Genomic DNA, 16,682 nt, shown 5'->3' on the forward strand with positions numbered 1-16,682 from the left:
ATTTTTAATGCCAGACAAGAAAAAAGATGATATTAAAATAAAAGCTAAAGATTATATCTTGTATCAACAAAAACATAAAAATCGTGTTGAAATTGACCTAAACAACGAAAATGTTTTTAAAGCACAAGATTTAAAACTAAAAAAATTTAAAAATGAACTTAAAGATAGTATCAACATACAATCTCCTATCTTAAATGATAATAAGGCATATAATGAATTATTAGATAAGCTTGGAGACCATGTATTTTTTAACAATATAACATCACAAGATGCTATTAATTTGGTTCAAAAAGAATTAAAGAATAAACAATTTCGAATTTCTAATATTGAAAACAAGGTAGACGAAATAATTTATCAAAATGCTGTTTCAAATCCTAATAATCAATATTTAGATGAAATAATTAATAAAACTCAAAATAACTCTATAACAGAAAATGAGCTTAAAGATTTAATTGATAAATCAAACAAAAATCTAAATTATCAATACGGTTTCAAAGAAAATAATAAAGATAAATTCAGCGTTAAAGACATGCAAGAAGATTTGCAAGTATGGAAAGAACAAAAACAAGATGATTTAGACTTTGAAAAGATAAATAAAGACACATTAAGAACAATAAATGTAGATCAGTTTGCATCTAAAATTACAGATGATAATCTTAATAAGTTTTTCAAAGAAAACATAAATGAAAATCCATTACAAAGCTTTAAAACTGCTGCTATTTTAAATCAAAGAAAATTAATAACAAATCAAGATGTCAAAGATCAGTTCAAATACGAGTACGCAAAAAATATTGTTGATGAAAACTTTAAGGAAATTGATAAGTTAAAGGTTGATTATGATAACTTAAAACCTTTAAGCGATATAAGAGAAATAGATTTTAATAAGTATGTTGATTTTAAATCAAATAATATCCTTAATAAATACGAAAACTATTTAATCAATAAGTCTAACGATAATTCATCATTTGTTAATATTACAGATAATGTTGATAACAAAATTGCTGACTTTAGTGATAGTAGGATTGAGAATTTTTCTACAGCTAGTTTATCCAAAAGTGTAAATGAGAGAACAGCAACTAACGGAACAATAAATCTAGATACTTTTCATACAGATGAAGGATATACAGTAGGTAATGCAGGAACAAACACATTAAAATTTGAGAATCTTAAAAAAGACTATACAAAAGTGTTTGCATATAATCCTTCCGATGTCTCTAAATATCAACTATTGAATGTCAAAGGCGAAAGAGGAGAGTTTGAATATAAAGCTTTTACAAAAGACGAATATACAAACGCTATACAAACGAATTTATCCGATGATAAGATAAAGTTTTTAATAGATGCAAAAGATCATAGGCTTATTAGTGAACAGCAATTTAAAAACATAATTTACGCATCAAAAAACGATACTAATGTAGGTAAAGATGTACTAACAACAATGGTACAAAACTATGAAAAAAGCCCTGTTTCCTTTAACCAGCAAATCCCCGATATTATAGATATAGGTAAAAGCCTAAAAAATATAAAAGACTATAGTGACTTCGAGGAGGCGATAAACGGGTTTAAGGGAAATAAGATTAATTTTACTAGTAATCAGAGAGTAAAATATATTCTAAATACCGTTAAATCTAGTGACAAAACAGAGCTTGATAGGTTTTTGAAAGCTAACGATACTAAAATACCGTATGTATCAACAAGTATTAAAAAAGAATTTCTTGAAAACTTTAATAAGAATTCACCCGATATTATTACAATAAAAGAACAGTCGGATAGTCTATTTAAAGGATATTCTACAAAGCTTGATGAAAATTCTAAAAGGTTTTTAAAAGATTGTTATACAAATGGGATTATTACCAATACTCAATTAAGATATATAGCCCAAACTACAAGAAAACCGTTAGAGGTTAGAGAAAAGGTAGTAGATAGCATAATTTCTTACAGAGGATTTTCTGATTTACCAAAGGATAAATTTGACAATCCAAAAGACGAGGAAGAAAGTGCTTTAAATAGGTATGGTAATGTAGTAGTAGATAAAAAATTAGAGATTTCAAATAGTAATAGAGAATTTTTAATTGAAAAGTCTAAATTATTAAAAACTACATTGTCTCAACAAGAAAGTGCAGACATTGATTATAAAAAATTCAAAAGCCTAATATACAATGATAAAGAATTTAGCAATATAAGAAGATCGTTTGAGAATCTTGAAAATAAAAACCAGGATGCTATTAAAGATGTAACAAAAGATATTTTAGCTAATATGAGAGTTTCTTATGCTAATAGAGAAAAAATTGAAAATGCAGTAGAAACTATTAATGATTTAAAAAATCAATATAGAAAAGAGCTTACTTTTGAAGTATATAAAAGAAATCTAGATCGAAAAAGAGTAGAATATATTTTAAATAGTAAGAAAAATCATGAAGATTTAGAAATAAGAGTAGACCATTATCTTAAAAACAGACAAAAGCAATATAAAGTACAATCAAATGAAGGTAAAATTAAGTATATAAAATACGATATTCTTTTAAAGGATTGTTTAGATAGGACTAGTCCTAATCCGTTTCATGACGATATTAATAGCTTATTAAAAGATGAGGATTTGGGTTTAATAAATTCAATCGCTGATAAGCTTAAGGTTAAGCCATATAGTCAAGATGAAATTAATATAGAATATTCTAAATTCTACTACAATACAAGATTTATAAAAGAATATTCTAGGCTTTTATCAAAAACAACGAATGAAAAACATCGAAATCAAATGATTTCAAAATATAATGACTATGCAAGCATAGGCATTAATAAAATGAGACCATTTATTAAAAGCTCAGTTAAGGCTACTAGATTAGGACTAGAAAAAGAGCATGAAAATATTATTAATGTAGCTGGAATGATTTCAAAACATTCAGCAAAAATTGCAAAAGAGCATTTGAAATATCAGGCTATAGATAATCAGATACAAAAGATTACTCAGTCAGTTATAAATAAAACTGTTAAAGAGGATACTAAGAATAGATACTTTAAGGTTTACGATACTATAAAATCTCAACCCGATACTTTAAGAAATATGAAAAATAAAGTAATCGTAGATTTAACTGCAAGATATCAAAATTCTCATGCTTTTACAACTTTGCTTATGGCAAAGAAATTAGGAATAGCGACAAATCTAAAAGCCAAAGAATTAAAAACTTTTATTAATTCTGAAAGAGAAATATATAAAAACGACCCTAAGCTACATGAAAAAATCGAATTTAAGGGCATGAGAAAGTCGTTGCAGGATAATCTAAGTGAAAAAGCTAGATTTAAGACAAATAGATTTTTCAAGAAGTATGGAATTAATATTGAGCTTTTAAGCACAAAAGAAAAGCAAATAAACTATCTTAAAGATATAGCCGAAGGAAATAAGAAAATGAATTTCTTCGCTAAGAAAAAGCTTGAAAAAATAGACAAAAAGCTAGATAAAAACAAAGCTTTATCAGAAAAATATAGAAAACAAGCTCAAAGAAGAATGACAAAAGCTTATGCTTACATGATTGTTTCAAGGTATATTCAGGCAGGACTTAAGGATAATCAATACGCTTCAGACTTTTATCGAACTGCTAGAATATATTCTCTAAATTATGATATTGCTAGATATTTAATTGCTACGCCTTTTAGGGCATCAATATTTTCAATAAACTTCTATAGATTGTTTAAGAAATATTATTTAGCTTCTTCTAGAATCTTTAAGGGTAGAAACCTAAGAAAATCTCAAAAAGCTTTATTTGCGGCTTTAAATGCAAAAAGAAGAAAAGCTGAATTAATCAAGCCAAGAAAGAGAAAACTGTCTATTTTAGCCTTAAGAGCATTAAACAATGTAAGATATGTAAATGATTATGGTCAAGACTTAGCAAATGCTACTTTAAAGGCACATTCATCAATTATTGCAGCTAAAAAAGTTGCGAAAGCTACAAAAAAGGTCGGAAAAGAAATTACAAAAATTCCGAAACGTGTTAAAAAGATTACTGTGTTTCTAGCGAAAGTAAAAGCAACAATTACAAAGTTGGTAATGGCTGTTGGTAAATTTGTAGCTGCTTTTGTTGGTTTTGTAACAGCTAATTTAGTTCCTATTGTTGCTGTTTCATCAGCTTTAATAATAGTTTTGTCTTTTATGGGAAGTTTTACAATAATAACCGATATGTTCATGGTTAGAGAGGAATATGACCCTGCAACAAGATTCTATGACAGGATTACAAAACTAGATTATGAAAAGAATAAAGAAGCAAATAAACAATACAAAGAAATGTTGTCTAAAGCAAGAACAAAATATAATCAAACACAACAAGGGGTGTTAACAAGTCCAATTCATGTTCCAATGGTAGAAAGGGAATTAATTCAAGAGCCATTTAGAAAAAAAGAAGATGACAACAATATCTTCATAAGAACTGATGCTTTAAGGTTGTTATACTATTTAGAAACACTTTATTCGGATGATAACCTGGAAAAATTCACAACTTACGATAAGGATATGTCTTCTAAGATAGAAAGACCGGCACAAGCTTTTTCTAGTACGAAAGCAAAATTTGCAAATATATCAAAGGATAAATTAAAAGAAATGGATTTAGGAGATATTGCAACTAATATTAGAAACAAAGCTAATGGTGTGCATGGTAATTATGAAATAAACTATCCAAAGGAATTAGGAGGCGTTCAAAAATTAAAAAACAGATCAGCGATTGAATATAGAGACCCTGTTACAATGCTTATGAAAATACATGGTGAACTTCATAATAAAGCATATTCAAAAAACATAACACTTAGAAAAGTAGATGTTTACGGATATAAAAAGGATTCTTCAGGTAATTTTATAAGATACAAAAAAGGAACTGTTCCTATTCAAGGAAATAAATATGGTTCTGTACCTTTTGATAACTGGTATAATCCATTCGCTATTAAAAAGTTCTCTCAAATAAAAGACAACTCACCAGATAAGATGATTTACAAATCTAACTTAGGTATAGATAGATTGGCATTAATCGAAGGTGGTGGAGAGCGTGTATCTTCTCTAGATGATATGATGAACAACATTGTTTACGAATATGAAAATCCACTAGGATATGAAAAGAAGACTGGAGAGGGTATAGGTTGGATTAGAAGAAATCCTAAAACTTATTACAGCGAAGTTGATGCAAAAGTTATTAAAAACTCTAACAATCCTTATGAATTTCCTACAACATATATCAGAAGAAGATATGGTCACGAAGGAGATCAAGATAAAATTGGTTTCTTGAAATCAATAGGAATGATATTCGATAAAAATAAGAGTGTAGATGATGACAAAGATGTAAATACAGTAATAGATGTAGTTGTTTCAAACACAGGAAATGGAACAGATAAACAAATAGATCCAAACGCATCTACAATTTACGCACCTATGGATGGTAAAGTAATGGTTGCTTCGAATTCATTCAAAGATTCAGACACAAAACTTAAACAAGCAAACAGAATGGGTGGAGAATATGTAATCATAAAAGACGTATTGAAAAAGCATAAGTTTGAAGGTGATGTTACAGATGAGGATGGCGAAAAGGTAGATTTAGAAGAGGAAGATAAAGAAACTGACAAAAAGAAAGAAGAAAACAAAAAGGATACCAAATCTGAAGATACATCAGATGAATCAAATGATGAAATGATGATAATGATGATAGGTGGCCTTGATAAGTCTTCGATGGATAGTATTAAAGATAAAATAGTAAAATCTAATAATAATTATATTGTTTCAGCGGGGGATCCTTTAGGTACAGTTAAATTAACTCAAAAGGCTCAACCTAAACCTAGATGGAATGATATGTCAGCATTGGGTACAACTGCTGTAAACCCACTAACTACTAATCCAAATGATCCGGGTTCGCCTTTATATAAATACAATCTAACGGCTGAAGAATGGACTAGAGTGTTTAAGAAATACTTCCCAAGGTCAAGTATGTTAGTAGAAAATCATCCACACGCAGCAGGTTTCTTTGACGAAGTAGTCGCATCTGAAAAAAGGACTGGAATAAGCCCAGCATTTATGCTTGCAATAATACAAACAGAAAATGGTGGTGCTTTTGGTAGGTTTGGTTATGGTGCAAGAGTAGCTGCTGAAAAAAATAATATCTTGTCTTGGAACGCAACCGACATAAACACATATACTAACGCAAATGGTTTTAGAAATTTTGCAGAATGTTATGGTTTTGTTTGTAACAAGTTAAATACATTGTATTTAACTCCGGGTGGTAGATATTATAACGGTCAATCAGTAGCTGGTGTTAGTAAGTTATATTGTAGTGATTCAAAGGGATGGCAAACAAGTGTTAGTTTGTTTATGGCTAGAATCTATGAGGCTGTTCAAAAAGAATCATTAGGTAACAAGCATAATCAAACTCAATCACCAGATCAACCCGTAACTAATCCTACAGAAAATAATTCAATTTCTCCAGATTTAGTAACGAAGGTTAAGGTTACAGCTACTGGCATTTATCCAACAAAAGAAAATCCTAACACACCGAACGGAACACCTATCAAAAAGGGTATAATATTAGCAGATGGATCAATTATCGCTAAAGGTGCTAAGGTAGAAATACCCGGATATGGTAATGCAACTGTAGACGGTAGCACAAATGATACTAGAGGATATAATATTAAGATTGCTTTTAATACTAAAGAAGAAGCGATAGCTTTTGGTAAAAAATCATTAGAAATTGATGTTCATACTAAAACTAAACTTAATACTAATCCAAATGAAGTAGATCCTACAAAAGAAATAAAAAGGACTAAAGAAACGGCTAATGATACTGAAAAATATGAATCTGTATTATATATGAACATGTTCTATCAATATAAGCCGGGTGAAAATGAATCATTTATTAACAAATTCTTAAAAGGCGAAATCAGAAGAGCTTATCTTAACCCAGCAATGCGTATGAGTTCTGGTATTATAGATCAAAAGAACGCAAAAAGCTATATGCTTGAAACAGGATGGGCTTCAATGCAAAATGATTTTGAAGAATTCCAAGATTCATTGGGTAAAGTAGATTCTGCCCCTCAATTTACTGGTGGATATGATGGTGGATATGGTTTCTCTGGTTCAAGAGAAAAATCAAAATTAGGGACAATACCAGATAATGTAAGAGTGTTTAAGCCTCACTCAACAGCAGCAAACTGGACTGGTAACGGTTCAGATAAAGGTCAATGTGTTTGGTATGTGTATAACAGATCTAGAGAATTAGGTGGCTATCATTTATACAGTATGGGTGATGGCGGAAGATGGCGATATTCAGCAGCAAGAGGACATTGTGGAACTAAAATAATACCTAAACCTGTAGCAGGATGTGCATTATCAACAGTAGGTGGTGCATATGGACATATAATGTTCGTAGAGGCAGTAAATGAAGATGGTTCTGTCTGGGTAAGTGAATACAATTATATTCAGGGAGAATACTCTGAAAGATTACTTCCAGCTGGATATATAAGAGCAAGAAATGGAGTATTCATAGATATTGGTGTTAGTCAAAACGCTAATAACATGATGAAACATTAAAGCAAATTTAAAATTTATGAAAGGGGATAAGGGGAGATTAAATCTCCCCTAAAATTTTATGAAAAAATTATTAAAATATTTTATTATCGCAATGTCGGTATTTCTTCTTTTTAGTCAAGATAGTATGGCAAGTTATGACGGACAACAAAATATAATAGAGCAAAAAGGTGATGAGCCAACATTTGACCCAGATTTATCGGGGGCTTTTATCGATTCTTTAGAAACTTGCATTTACAACAGGAAAGGAGAATTGGTTGAATTAGATTTCGGAAAGCCGATATCGATAAGAAATAATTGGGTAAAATTTGGTGATGATAAACTAAAATATGAAGATATAGCCAAAAATGAAAAAATGAAATATGATTATAGTGTTAAAGCAATGAATTTTATTAGATGGGTAAATAATGACGGAAAAATTGATAAATCAAAGAGATATGATGATATTAAAGATAGAGATAAAGCAGGAACTATTAGATTTAGAGTAACAAAAAATCAAGCTAATCAACAACCTCTTAGAATTATTCTATCAAATGATGAAACAAAAGATGTGTATGAGGTAGTGGTAGGAACTGGTAAACAACTAGATAAGGCTTTTAATTATGGAAAATACACAATTTATAAAGTATATCAAGATGATGAAGATTTTTCTAATTTTCAAATAAATATATCAAAACAACAAATAAATGTGTCTGAAAAAACAAGATTTCAAGTTGTAGATATATCAGTAGTAAACCCAGATGCAGAAAAAGCTGAACAATTACAAAAGCAAAAAGACGAAAGTAAGAAACCACAAGACGGCACAAAAAAAGAAGATAAAAAAGATTCGGATAAAAAAGATGATGAAATTGTATTAAAGCCTACTGAAAAACAAGCTTTGATTAACAAACAAAAAGAATTAGAAAACACAAGAAACATGAAACTATTATTAGTTTTTGCAGCTTTTGCAGTAGTAGTGGTTGCGGGAGGTTATGTTTTCTACAAGAAAAGATAGTAATTAATAATCGCATCTAAAACGATCAGTAAAATATTATAAATAAAGGAAAGAGTAAAATGTTATATAATCCAAAATATATACCAGATAATGAATATGTGTTTGATATAGATAAATTCGATGACGATGTAACTTATGATTATGAGCCTCCAAAAGAGGATGTAGTTAAATTAGTATATTATGAGCATGTGGATAAATATGGTAGGAAAGACAGACTTTTACTAGATAGAGAAGAATGGTGTTTAGAAGATTGGAAAGAGTCTATGTCCGGAAGAAATAAAGGAAGATTTGATTTTATAGTAGAAAATCAAGTAGACCTTCATTATTATAATTATATATCTCCCCAAGATTATATTGATTGCTTATATGCGATAGAAAAAGATTTATTGGCTGATGAAGAAGGATGTATATATATAGGCGAAAACGTATTATATAATAAAAAGATTATTAAAATGGTTTTTGAATATCTAATGGTAGCATCAGGACAATACGAAACGTTTTTATACGATTTAAATAGATTTCGTTGGAATACAAAATATGCTAAAGGTAATTATGAGGGAAAAGAGACGTATTATTGCATTCTATCATCTACCAATCCTGTAGAAAAAAAACGTTGGTGCTGGGATCAAACATCAGATTCAGACTTGAAGAAAAGAAAAAAGTTTTCGGAAATAGAAAGATATCTTTATAGTATATTCGATTCCTCTCTCTATGAATTTCAATTACCAGATAGGAAAAAAGAATCAGGAGGAATAATGAAGTCAAGTATTCATTTTAACTCCAAATATGGAAGAGATAAAATAAGCGAAGTTTCTGGGTTGGCAGTAAAAAGAGCTAGAACAGATTATTTGGAAAGACATCTAATAAAACATATAAATTATATAGGAACTTGTATGGATTATGAGTTCATTAATGAGGTTTTAGATAAAAAGCTTTTGGAACCAACAGAAGAAGAAAAGGAAATAAAAAGAGACTTTAGAGAAAAGTATGGGTTAGATAAATGCTCAGATTCAGAAGAAAGGCGAAAAAGACAAAAAGAGCTTTCGAATAATCAAGAATTCATTAAAGATGCAAAAATGGTAGATAGTTTTAATAGAAAAGAATCAATTTTAGAAGGTTATCAATACGCTGTATCACAGTATTTTTTAGAAAGAAATGGCGTAGGAAAGCTAAGTTTTGATATTTATTCTAGAGACATAGATTATCCTAAAGAAATGTCATTAGATAATTTGGAGAAATATTATATTGAGATGAAAGAAAAAGAAGGAAAAGAGGTAGATAAATGTTAAAATCGCTAATAGCAGCAGCAGTAATTGTAAGTATATTTTCTGTAATATATATTACACTTTCGATAAGTATATTTAAATTACAAAAGGATGAAAATGCTAAAATATTTAAATATGGATCACCGATACTATTATATGTAGCTTTGTCTATTATAGTGTCATTTCTTTCATATAAGATTTTGTACTTAAGTCCAACATATATGGTAAGCACAATAAGTATATTAAAGATTGTTATCTCGTGTAACGTCTTAATATTAGCTGTTCCGTATGTAATAACTTTTATAAAGCATTATGAAAATAATGTTGATTTTGACGTGTTTAAAGTTAATAGATTTATTATTGTAGGTGCTATAGTTATATCTTTGGTATTAAACTTTGCTATTCTTTTTAAATATAGACAAACAACATACTTACCACCAGAACAAGACCTTCCACGAACAGAAGAACAAAAGGAAGAAAAGGTTGAATCTTTGTCGTATACAATAGTAAAGAAGCTTGAGGAAGATCAAAGAAATAAAATAGATGAGGTAAAGGTTGAAGATGAAAACAAGCCTAATAAGGATGTGTTTTACGAGTATAAGCTAACTGAATTCTATATATTAACTGACAAAAAAGATGAAAAAGATTTAAGAAGAATTTGCGATGATATTTTAGAAAAGAAAAAATTAAAAAATAAGCCTGTTAATTTTTATTTCTATGATGATAAAAGGGATGTAGATAAATTCTACGGAACGATAGCTTTCGCTAATTATTTAGAGGGTGGTTCTGAAAACTTTATGGGTAGAGGAATGGACTATATACTAGATATGAGGTTTAAAGGTGGAGTAGAAGATATAACAGATTTGGATAAGAAAATTTATTATGAAGTGGAAGATGAGATAGAAAGAACTACCCCTGTTGTTAGTTCAGATGATTTGAAAAGCCAAACACTTGAAGAGTCGGTAAGTGACGGTGGAACTTATAGTATTAGAGTAATGAACGCTTGTCAAACAGTTGCTGAAAAAAGAGGTGTAGATCAAGTTAGCATTGAAAAGATTTATAGAAAAGTTGAAAAATCTAAACAATTCTAATAAAGAATAAGAGATACGGGAGGATATATGCGAGATTTGTATATTTCATTTGGAATATTTTTTGTACTTTGCCTAGTCTTGAAAAGCTTGTGGCCAAGGATCAAGGGGTACATGGGAGAGGCTATGGTTAAGATGGAATTAAGTAGTCTTGATAAGAATAAATACAGCGTTATAAATAATCTAGTATTAGAAAATTCGGGTGGAAATACTTATTCTACGCAAATCGATCATCTCGTTATCTCAACTTATGGTATTTTTTCAATTGAAACGAAGAATTACAAAGGATTGATTTGCGGTTCTGAGTACGGCAAGAGGTGGATTCAAAATATTCATGGAAATAAGAATGAGTTTATGAATCCAAGTTTACAAAATTACGCACACATTCAAGCTGTTAAATCAATTTTGAGGAAGTATTATCCAAACATTAAATATTTTTCTATTGTTGCATTTTCTCCAGATGCTAAAATCAAAGTTAAAGCCAATGCTTCTATTATCTGCAAGATTTCACAAGTTTCTAGAAAAATTAAAGAACTTTCGGATAAAGAGATTCTGAATCCAAATGATTTAAAAAAAGTTATAGAACTGATTGAAGAAAATAAGCTGAATATCAGCTATAGGGAACATGCTAGAAATATTGCTACTCGTCAAATGTAAAGCTGAAGATTTTATTGATTGTCTCTTGAAAAGCTTGACTATGCAATAAAATTATATTATAATTGTGTTACAATGTAACACAATGAAGGAGTGATTTTATGGCTACTATAACTATTAGGTTAAGCGAATCGGATAAGGAACTTTTTACAAATGTTTCTAAAGAAAAAAATAAAACTTTATCGGACTGGGCAAGAGAATCATTGTTAGAAAAGATTGAACAAGAATATGATGAAAAGATTGTTCAAGACTATCTTCTAAATAAAGATAATATGAAATTTTATAGTAATGATGAGGTAAAAAGAGAGCTTGGGATATGAAGGTTATATATTCGGAAAAATCATTAAAATCCTTAAAAAAGCTTGATAAACCAATCCAAAAAATGATTGTTCATTATATGGAAAAAATAGGTGAATTAGAAGAACCTCGTGCAAGAGGCAAAGCATTATCGGCAAATCTAAGAGGTTTTTGGCGATACAGGGTGTCGAACTACAGAATAATTTGCGAGATTGACGACAATAAGTTAATTATTTGCGTTGTAGATGTAGATCATAGAAAAAATATATATTAAACACAAACTGAATGTTATTTGTAGATGTAATACATGTTATTAATCTACAAATAACATTTTTTTATTTTTCAAACACCTTGATTTTGTGGGTATAACAATAGCAGATGAAAGATATTAAGGAGGAATTTATGGATTTTAAAACTAAGATTGAAAACCAACAAAAAAGAATAGAAAAAAAGAAAATTATTGTTGATAAAAAACAAAGTGATTTAGATCAAGCGAAAAAAGACTTGAAACAGGCAGAAGATGATTTACAAATATTAATAGCAGAGTGTGTGTTAAATAAATGCAAAACTATTGATAATGTATTTGAAATGGTAGGAGATTTTTCAATTGATGAAGAATAAAAAGCTAATGGCAGTATCTGTCATAGCACTAATATTAATAATGACAAGTTGTAACAAGGATAAAAAGGTAGAACTTCCAACCAAATATATTGGTAGTGGAGAATTGGTTAAAATACCGGAAGAAAAGTTATCCATGAACCTTGATAATACAGCTTTTGCAACTCGAATAAAGACAACACCCGTAAAAAGCACATATAAATATATCGAGGTTGGTAAAGATATAGAGCAAGGCGATATTTACTTAAAAAGACTAATAGAAAAACCTGTTGTTAAAGTTAATAAACCAGCTGGTAATATAACTAAAGTATACAAACACGATACGATATTAAAGGTTGAAAACGGTGATTTAATTGAGGTTGATGGCTTTAAGATAGAAAAACTAAAGTTTAAGCCTAGTAATCCTAATAATATCAAAGCTGGTGTATATCGTGTAGGAGAAGGCAATGTAAAAGCTGGATCATATAAAGTAGAAGGAAATATTAAAGGTGTATTAATATACCCGATAATTCCAGATGTACCAACAGATTCTTTTGATATGGAAAATTCAAACGAGTTAATTACGCTAGGGAAAAATGATGTAGTTATAGTAGAGAAAGGAACCAATCTGGTATTAGAAAACCAAACAAGATATCAAAATAATTCGATAGAAACAGAATCAGATAAAAAGACAGTAGAACAAAAGACTGATGGCGAAGAACAAATTGAAGATGATTCGTTTAATGTAGAAACGCCGCAATAATAGGAGAATAAATTGAAGTTAATAATAGCAGAGAAAAAAGACATGGCACAGAAAATAGCTGATTCTATAGGTAAATATACACCGGAAGATGGCTATTATGATGTTTTAGATTGTCATGTTACATGGACTTGGGGGCATTTATTTGGTTTAAAAGAGCCGAATGAATACGAAAATCAAGGATGGGATAAAAAATGGGCTGATAGTAGTATAGACGATTTACCTATGATTCCAAATAAATACCAATATAAACTAACAGGTAATAAAGACCAGTTTAAAAAGATTGAAGATTTAATAAAAAGTAATAAATACGATGAAATAATAAACTCTTGCGATGCTGAAAGAGAAGGAGAGTTAATATTTAGACTTCTATATAATCACTTAGATATAGACGAGAGCAAAACAAAGGTTACTCGTATGTGGTGCAATACAACGAATAAAGACGGACTTTTAAAAGCTTTAGAAGAAAGAAAAGACATAAAAGAATATGATGGGTATTATTTAGAGGCAGATTCTAGAAGTAAGGCAGACTGGCTAATAGGTATGAACTTATCAAGATTATATATGTTTAAATTTTTCAGAAAGTTTGTAATAGGTCGTGTAATGACACCTACGTTATGTTTAATTATTGAAAGAGATTTAGAGATAGAAAACTTCGAAGAAAGTGATATATATAACCTAGTTGGAGAGTATAACGGATTTCAATTTAAAAGAAAGTTCGATACTCCCGAAGAGTGCGATAAATTTAAAGATTTAAAAGATTTTACAGTAGTAGATATAGTAGAAGAAAAGAAAAAGAAGAAAGCACCTAAATTGTTTAAATTATCTACTTTGCAACAACAAGCAAATATTGAATATGGGTACACTTTAAAACAAACATTAAATATTTTGGAAAGTTTATATTTAAAGGGGATAACATCATATCCAAGAAGTAATATGGAATATTTACCGGCTGACTTAGAAGAATCGTTCTCTGAAATATTGAATAATTTATATTTGGCGTGGTTTATTGAAAAAGATGATATCGAAGGTGCTAAAAAGTGTATTAATGATGAAAAAGCACAAAAAGATGCACACTATGCAATTATAATTGTAAATACTAAAACAAAAGAAATTGACAATTTATCTAAAGATGAAAGAAATATTTATGATTTGATTTCCAGAAGAATGATAGAAGCAACAATGAAAGATTTCGAATATATAGAACAAGATATTCAGCTTAACGATGAGTTTTCTGGTAAAAAACGAAAATCTACACAAGAAGGTTTTAATAAAATTCAATACAATAAATTACAATACAATGATAATTTGGATTTAAACAAAGGTCAAAGCTTCCAATGTAATCTTGAAATTAAGAAAACAAAAACTAAGCCTAAACCAAGATTTACGGATGCGACAATAGTATCTTCTATGGAAAATCTTAAAGACATTGACGAAAAATACAAAGGAGGAATTGGAACTCCGGCAACTAGAGATTCAATAATAGAAAAGCTTGTTGAATACAAATATATAGAAAGAAGTAAAAAGACATTAACATCAACACCTATAGCAAGATTGTTGTACAAACTTTTATCAAAACAAATAAAAACTGTTGGTTTAACTGCTGCACTTGAAGAAAAATTAGAAGAAGTAAGATTGGGGAATATAGAACAAGAGACCTTCTTAAATTTCATAGAAAAATATATATTAAATGAAATAGATAGGGTAAAAGATTTGGATGATTTAAGAATAGAAGTTTGCGATTGCCCTTTCTGTGGAAAGAAAGTTCTAAATCAAGGGTTGAAATACGATTGTGAAAATGAGGATTGTGGTTTTGAGATATGGAAGAAAAATAAATATTTCGAAAGTTTCGGTATTAAAGAAAAATCAATAACAGATGATTTTGTAAAGCAATTATGTTCTTCTTCAGGGGTTATGGTAAAAGGGTTAAAGAGTAAAAAAGGCGAAAAATATAGTGCTATTTTTAGTGTAAATGAAGAAGATGGTAAAACAATTCTGTCTGTTGATTTTCCTAAAAGAAAGTCTAAAGAATAAGGAGGTATTAAATGCAAGATAATAAAAAATCGGGGTTTTTTGAAAAAATTTACAAAGCAACCTATGAAAACATGTCAGATGTTAAATTTGTGGGTTATGGTACAGCGATTTTAATCGTTTTAGCTATTTTGTTCTTTTTCTTTAATAAGAATTTGTTTGAGATAATTATTTCAAATCTTATAATCTTTGGATCTATAATGACTTTTGGAATAAGAGCTTATGTGAATTACAAAAAAGACAAACCGTTTTTAACAAAGGTATTGCCTTATGCAATGGTTCCGTTTATCGTTACAATAGTTATTGGCGTGTTTTTAAAATAAGGAGGTATAACTTTGAAAATATTTGATATTTCAAATGAAATTAATGAAGATAATAACAAGACAACGGTTCAAGATGAAGAAGGTTTAATTTTAAATTTAGCTAAAGAATACAATAATAGCTATTTTAATAATGAACAAGCATATAAATTAGATGATAGCGAGCTATACGATAGAATTGACGAGTTTCTTCAATCAAATTACAAAATAAAACTTAATCACATTACTAATGGATCTCAAATAAACAAACTTATCAAAAACAATGACGGACTTCATGACATAAACAATATATCATTTCTAATGTTTTTAAATTCATTGAAAAATAAGCAGTTAGAAAATAAACAAAGAGAATACCAACAAAATAAAGACTTAGAATATAACAATCAACAATATTATAACAGAGATACAGATATGGATGGTATTCCAGATTATATAGATACTCACCCTCTACAAAATGATTTTATTGATACTGATGGAGACGGAATGAAAGATGTCAACGATCCAAGACCATACTTCAACGACCTTGAAAAATAATTTTAAATTATTAATAATATCAGCTGTATATGGACTGGGTAATGGACTTTTAATATTTTGTTTGTTCAACAATTTAAAATATTTGTTTGTTTTGATAACTTTGATTTTAAATATTTTGGTAGTATTTAACTTAAGAAAAAGTTCTAGAAAGTTTAGTACAATATTAATAGATAGCTTACAAAAAAGCTTTTTTGAAATAGTAATATTTTTTGTGTATGGCATTTTCTTAAACTACATTAGCTTCTTAGTGCCTATGTCAAATCTTGTAATAGTAATTACTCTTACAATTTTAAGAGTCTTATCATATAGGATATATGGTAATTATTGCAATAGTAAACAGTCTAAGATTAAATCTGTAAGAGAGTCTATAAAAAAGCTTAACACAAAAAAAACAGTTGAAAGAAAACAATTCATGTATTTTGTAGTAGGGCATACTTCAATAATTGTTTTAGCTTTTGTTATTAATTCATTAATGAAAAATCAAAAGATAACTATAGCAGAGATTATTTCAATAATAGTATCTGTTGAGATTATTATTTTGTCGACAATACATCCAGTAAAAAAGCCTTCATCATTGAGGGCTTAATTTTTTA

Annotated in this window: 13 protein-coding genes; all 13 read left to right on the forward strand. The window is 29.0% G+C overall.

The features are described 5' to 3' along the window. The first annotated feature begins 7 nt into the window (after nucleotides 1–7). Nucleotides 8–7,552: a CHAP domain-containing protein gene (locus ABDJ34_RS08500; protein WP_412702073.1), complete on the forward strand. Its 7,545-nt coding sequence runs from the start codon at nucleotides 8–10 to the stop codon at nucleotides 7,550–7,552. A 58-nt stretch (nucleotides 7,553–7,610) separates the two neighbouring features. Continuing rightward, nucleotides 7,611–8,543: a hypothetical protein gene (locus ABDJ34_RS08505; RefSeq protein ID WP_412702074.1), complete on the forward strand. Its 933-nt coding sequence runs from the start codon at nucleotides 7,611–7,613 to the stop codon at nucleotides 8,541–8,543. Nucleotides 8,544–8,602: 59 nt separating this feature from the next. Further along, nucleotides 8,603–9,832, forward strand: a complete 1,230-nt coding sequence (locus ABDJ34_RS08510) for a hypothetical protein (protein WP_412702075.1) — start codon at nucleotides 8,603–8,605, stop codon at nucleotides 9,830–9,832. Next, nucleotides 9,826–10,899 carry a hypothetical protein gene (locus ABDJ34_RS08515; RefSeq protein WP_412702076.1) on the forward strand — a complete coding sequence of 358 codons (1,074 nt, stop codon included), beginning with the start codon at nucleotides 9,826–9,828 and terminating at the stop codon, nucleotides 10,897–10,899. Before ABDJ34_RS08510 ends, ABDJ34_RS08515 begins: the two co-directional genes overlap by 7 nt. Nucleotides 10,900–10,926: 27 nt before the next feature. After that, the gene (locus tag ABDJ34_RS08520; RefSeq protein WP_412702077.1) at nucleotides 10,927–11,553 is read left to right on the forward strand and encodes a nuclease-related domain-containing protein; all 627 of its coding nucleotides are present in this window, start codon (nucleotides 10,927–10,929) and stop codon (nucleotides 11,551–11,553) included. Nucleotides 11,554–11,651: 98 nt separating this feature from the next. After that, complete coding sequence (gene relB / locus ABDJ34_RS08525) at nucleotides 11,652–11,870, forward strand: type II toxin-antitoxin system RelB family antitoxin (protein ID WP_412702078.1); 219 nt, start codon at nucleotides 11,652–11,654, stop codon at nucleotides 11,868–11,870. Next, entirely contained in the window at nucleotides 11,867–12,121 is a 255-nt protein-coding gene (locus ABDJ34_RS08530) for a type II toxin-antitoxin system RelE family toxin (RefSeq protein WP_412702079.1), read from the forward strand. Before relB ends, ABDJ34_RS08530 begins: the two co-directional genes overlap by 4 nt. Nucleotides 12,122–12,249: 128 nt before the next feature. Next, nucleotides 12,250–12,468 (forward strand): hypothetical protein, encoded by a 219-nt coding sequence (locus ABDJ34_RS08535; RefSeq protein WP_412702080.1) that lies wholly within the window; start codon nucleotides 12,250–12,252, stop codon nucleotides 12,466–12,468. Then, a complete protein-coding gene (locus ABDJ34_RS08540) occupies nucleotides 12,458–13,207 on the forward strand; it encodes a hypothetical protein (protein WP_412702081.1) in 750 nt (249 codons plus the stop codon). The genes ABDJ34_RS08535 and ABDJ34_RS08540 overlap by 11 nt, the downstream gene beginning before the upstream one ends. Nucleotides 13,208–13,219: 12 nt before the next feature. After that, nucleotides 13,220–15,238 (forward strand): DNA topoisomerase, encoded by a 2,019-nt coding sequence (locus ABDJ34_RS08545; protein WP_412702082.1) that lies wholly within the window; start codon nucleotides 13,220–13,222, stop codon nucleotides 15,236–15,238. Between the two features lie 11 nt (nucleotides 15,239–15,249). Next, nucleotides 15,250–15,558: a hypothetical protein gene (locus tag ABDJ34_RS08550; RefSeq protein ID WP_316517775.1), complete on the forward strand. Its 309-nt coding sequence runs from the start codon at nucleotides 15,250–15,252 to the stop codon at nucleotides 15,556–15,558. 12 nt (nucleotides 15,559–15,570) lie between these two features. After that, the gene (locus ABDJ34_RS08555) at nucleotides 15,571–16,089 is read left to right on the forward strand and encodes a hypothetical protein (protein WP_412702083.1); all 519 of its coding nucleotides are present in this window, start codon (nucleotides 15,571–15,573) and stop codon (nucleotides 16,087–16,089) included. Between the two features lie 61 nt (nucleotides 16,090–16,150). Next, nucleotides 16,151–16,675, forward strand: a complete 525-nt coding sequence (locus ABDJ34_RS08560; protein ID WP_412702084.1) for a hypothetical protein — start codon at nucleotides 16,151–16,153, stop codon at nucleotides 16,673–16,675. Nucleotides 16,676–16,682: the final 7 nt, after the last annotated feature.

This window comes from Finegoldia dalianensis, from assembly GCF_046255015.1.
Taxonomy (GTDB): domain Bacteria; phylum Bacillota; class Clostridia; order Tissierellales; family Peptoniphilaceae; genus Finegoldia; species Finegoldia magna.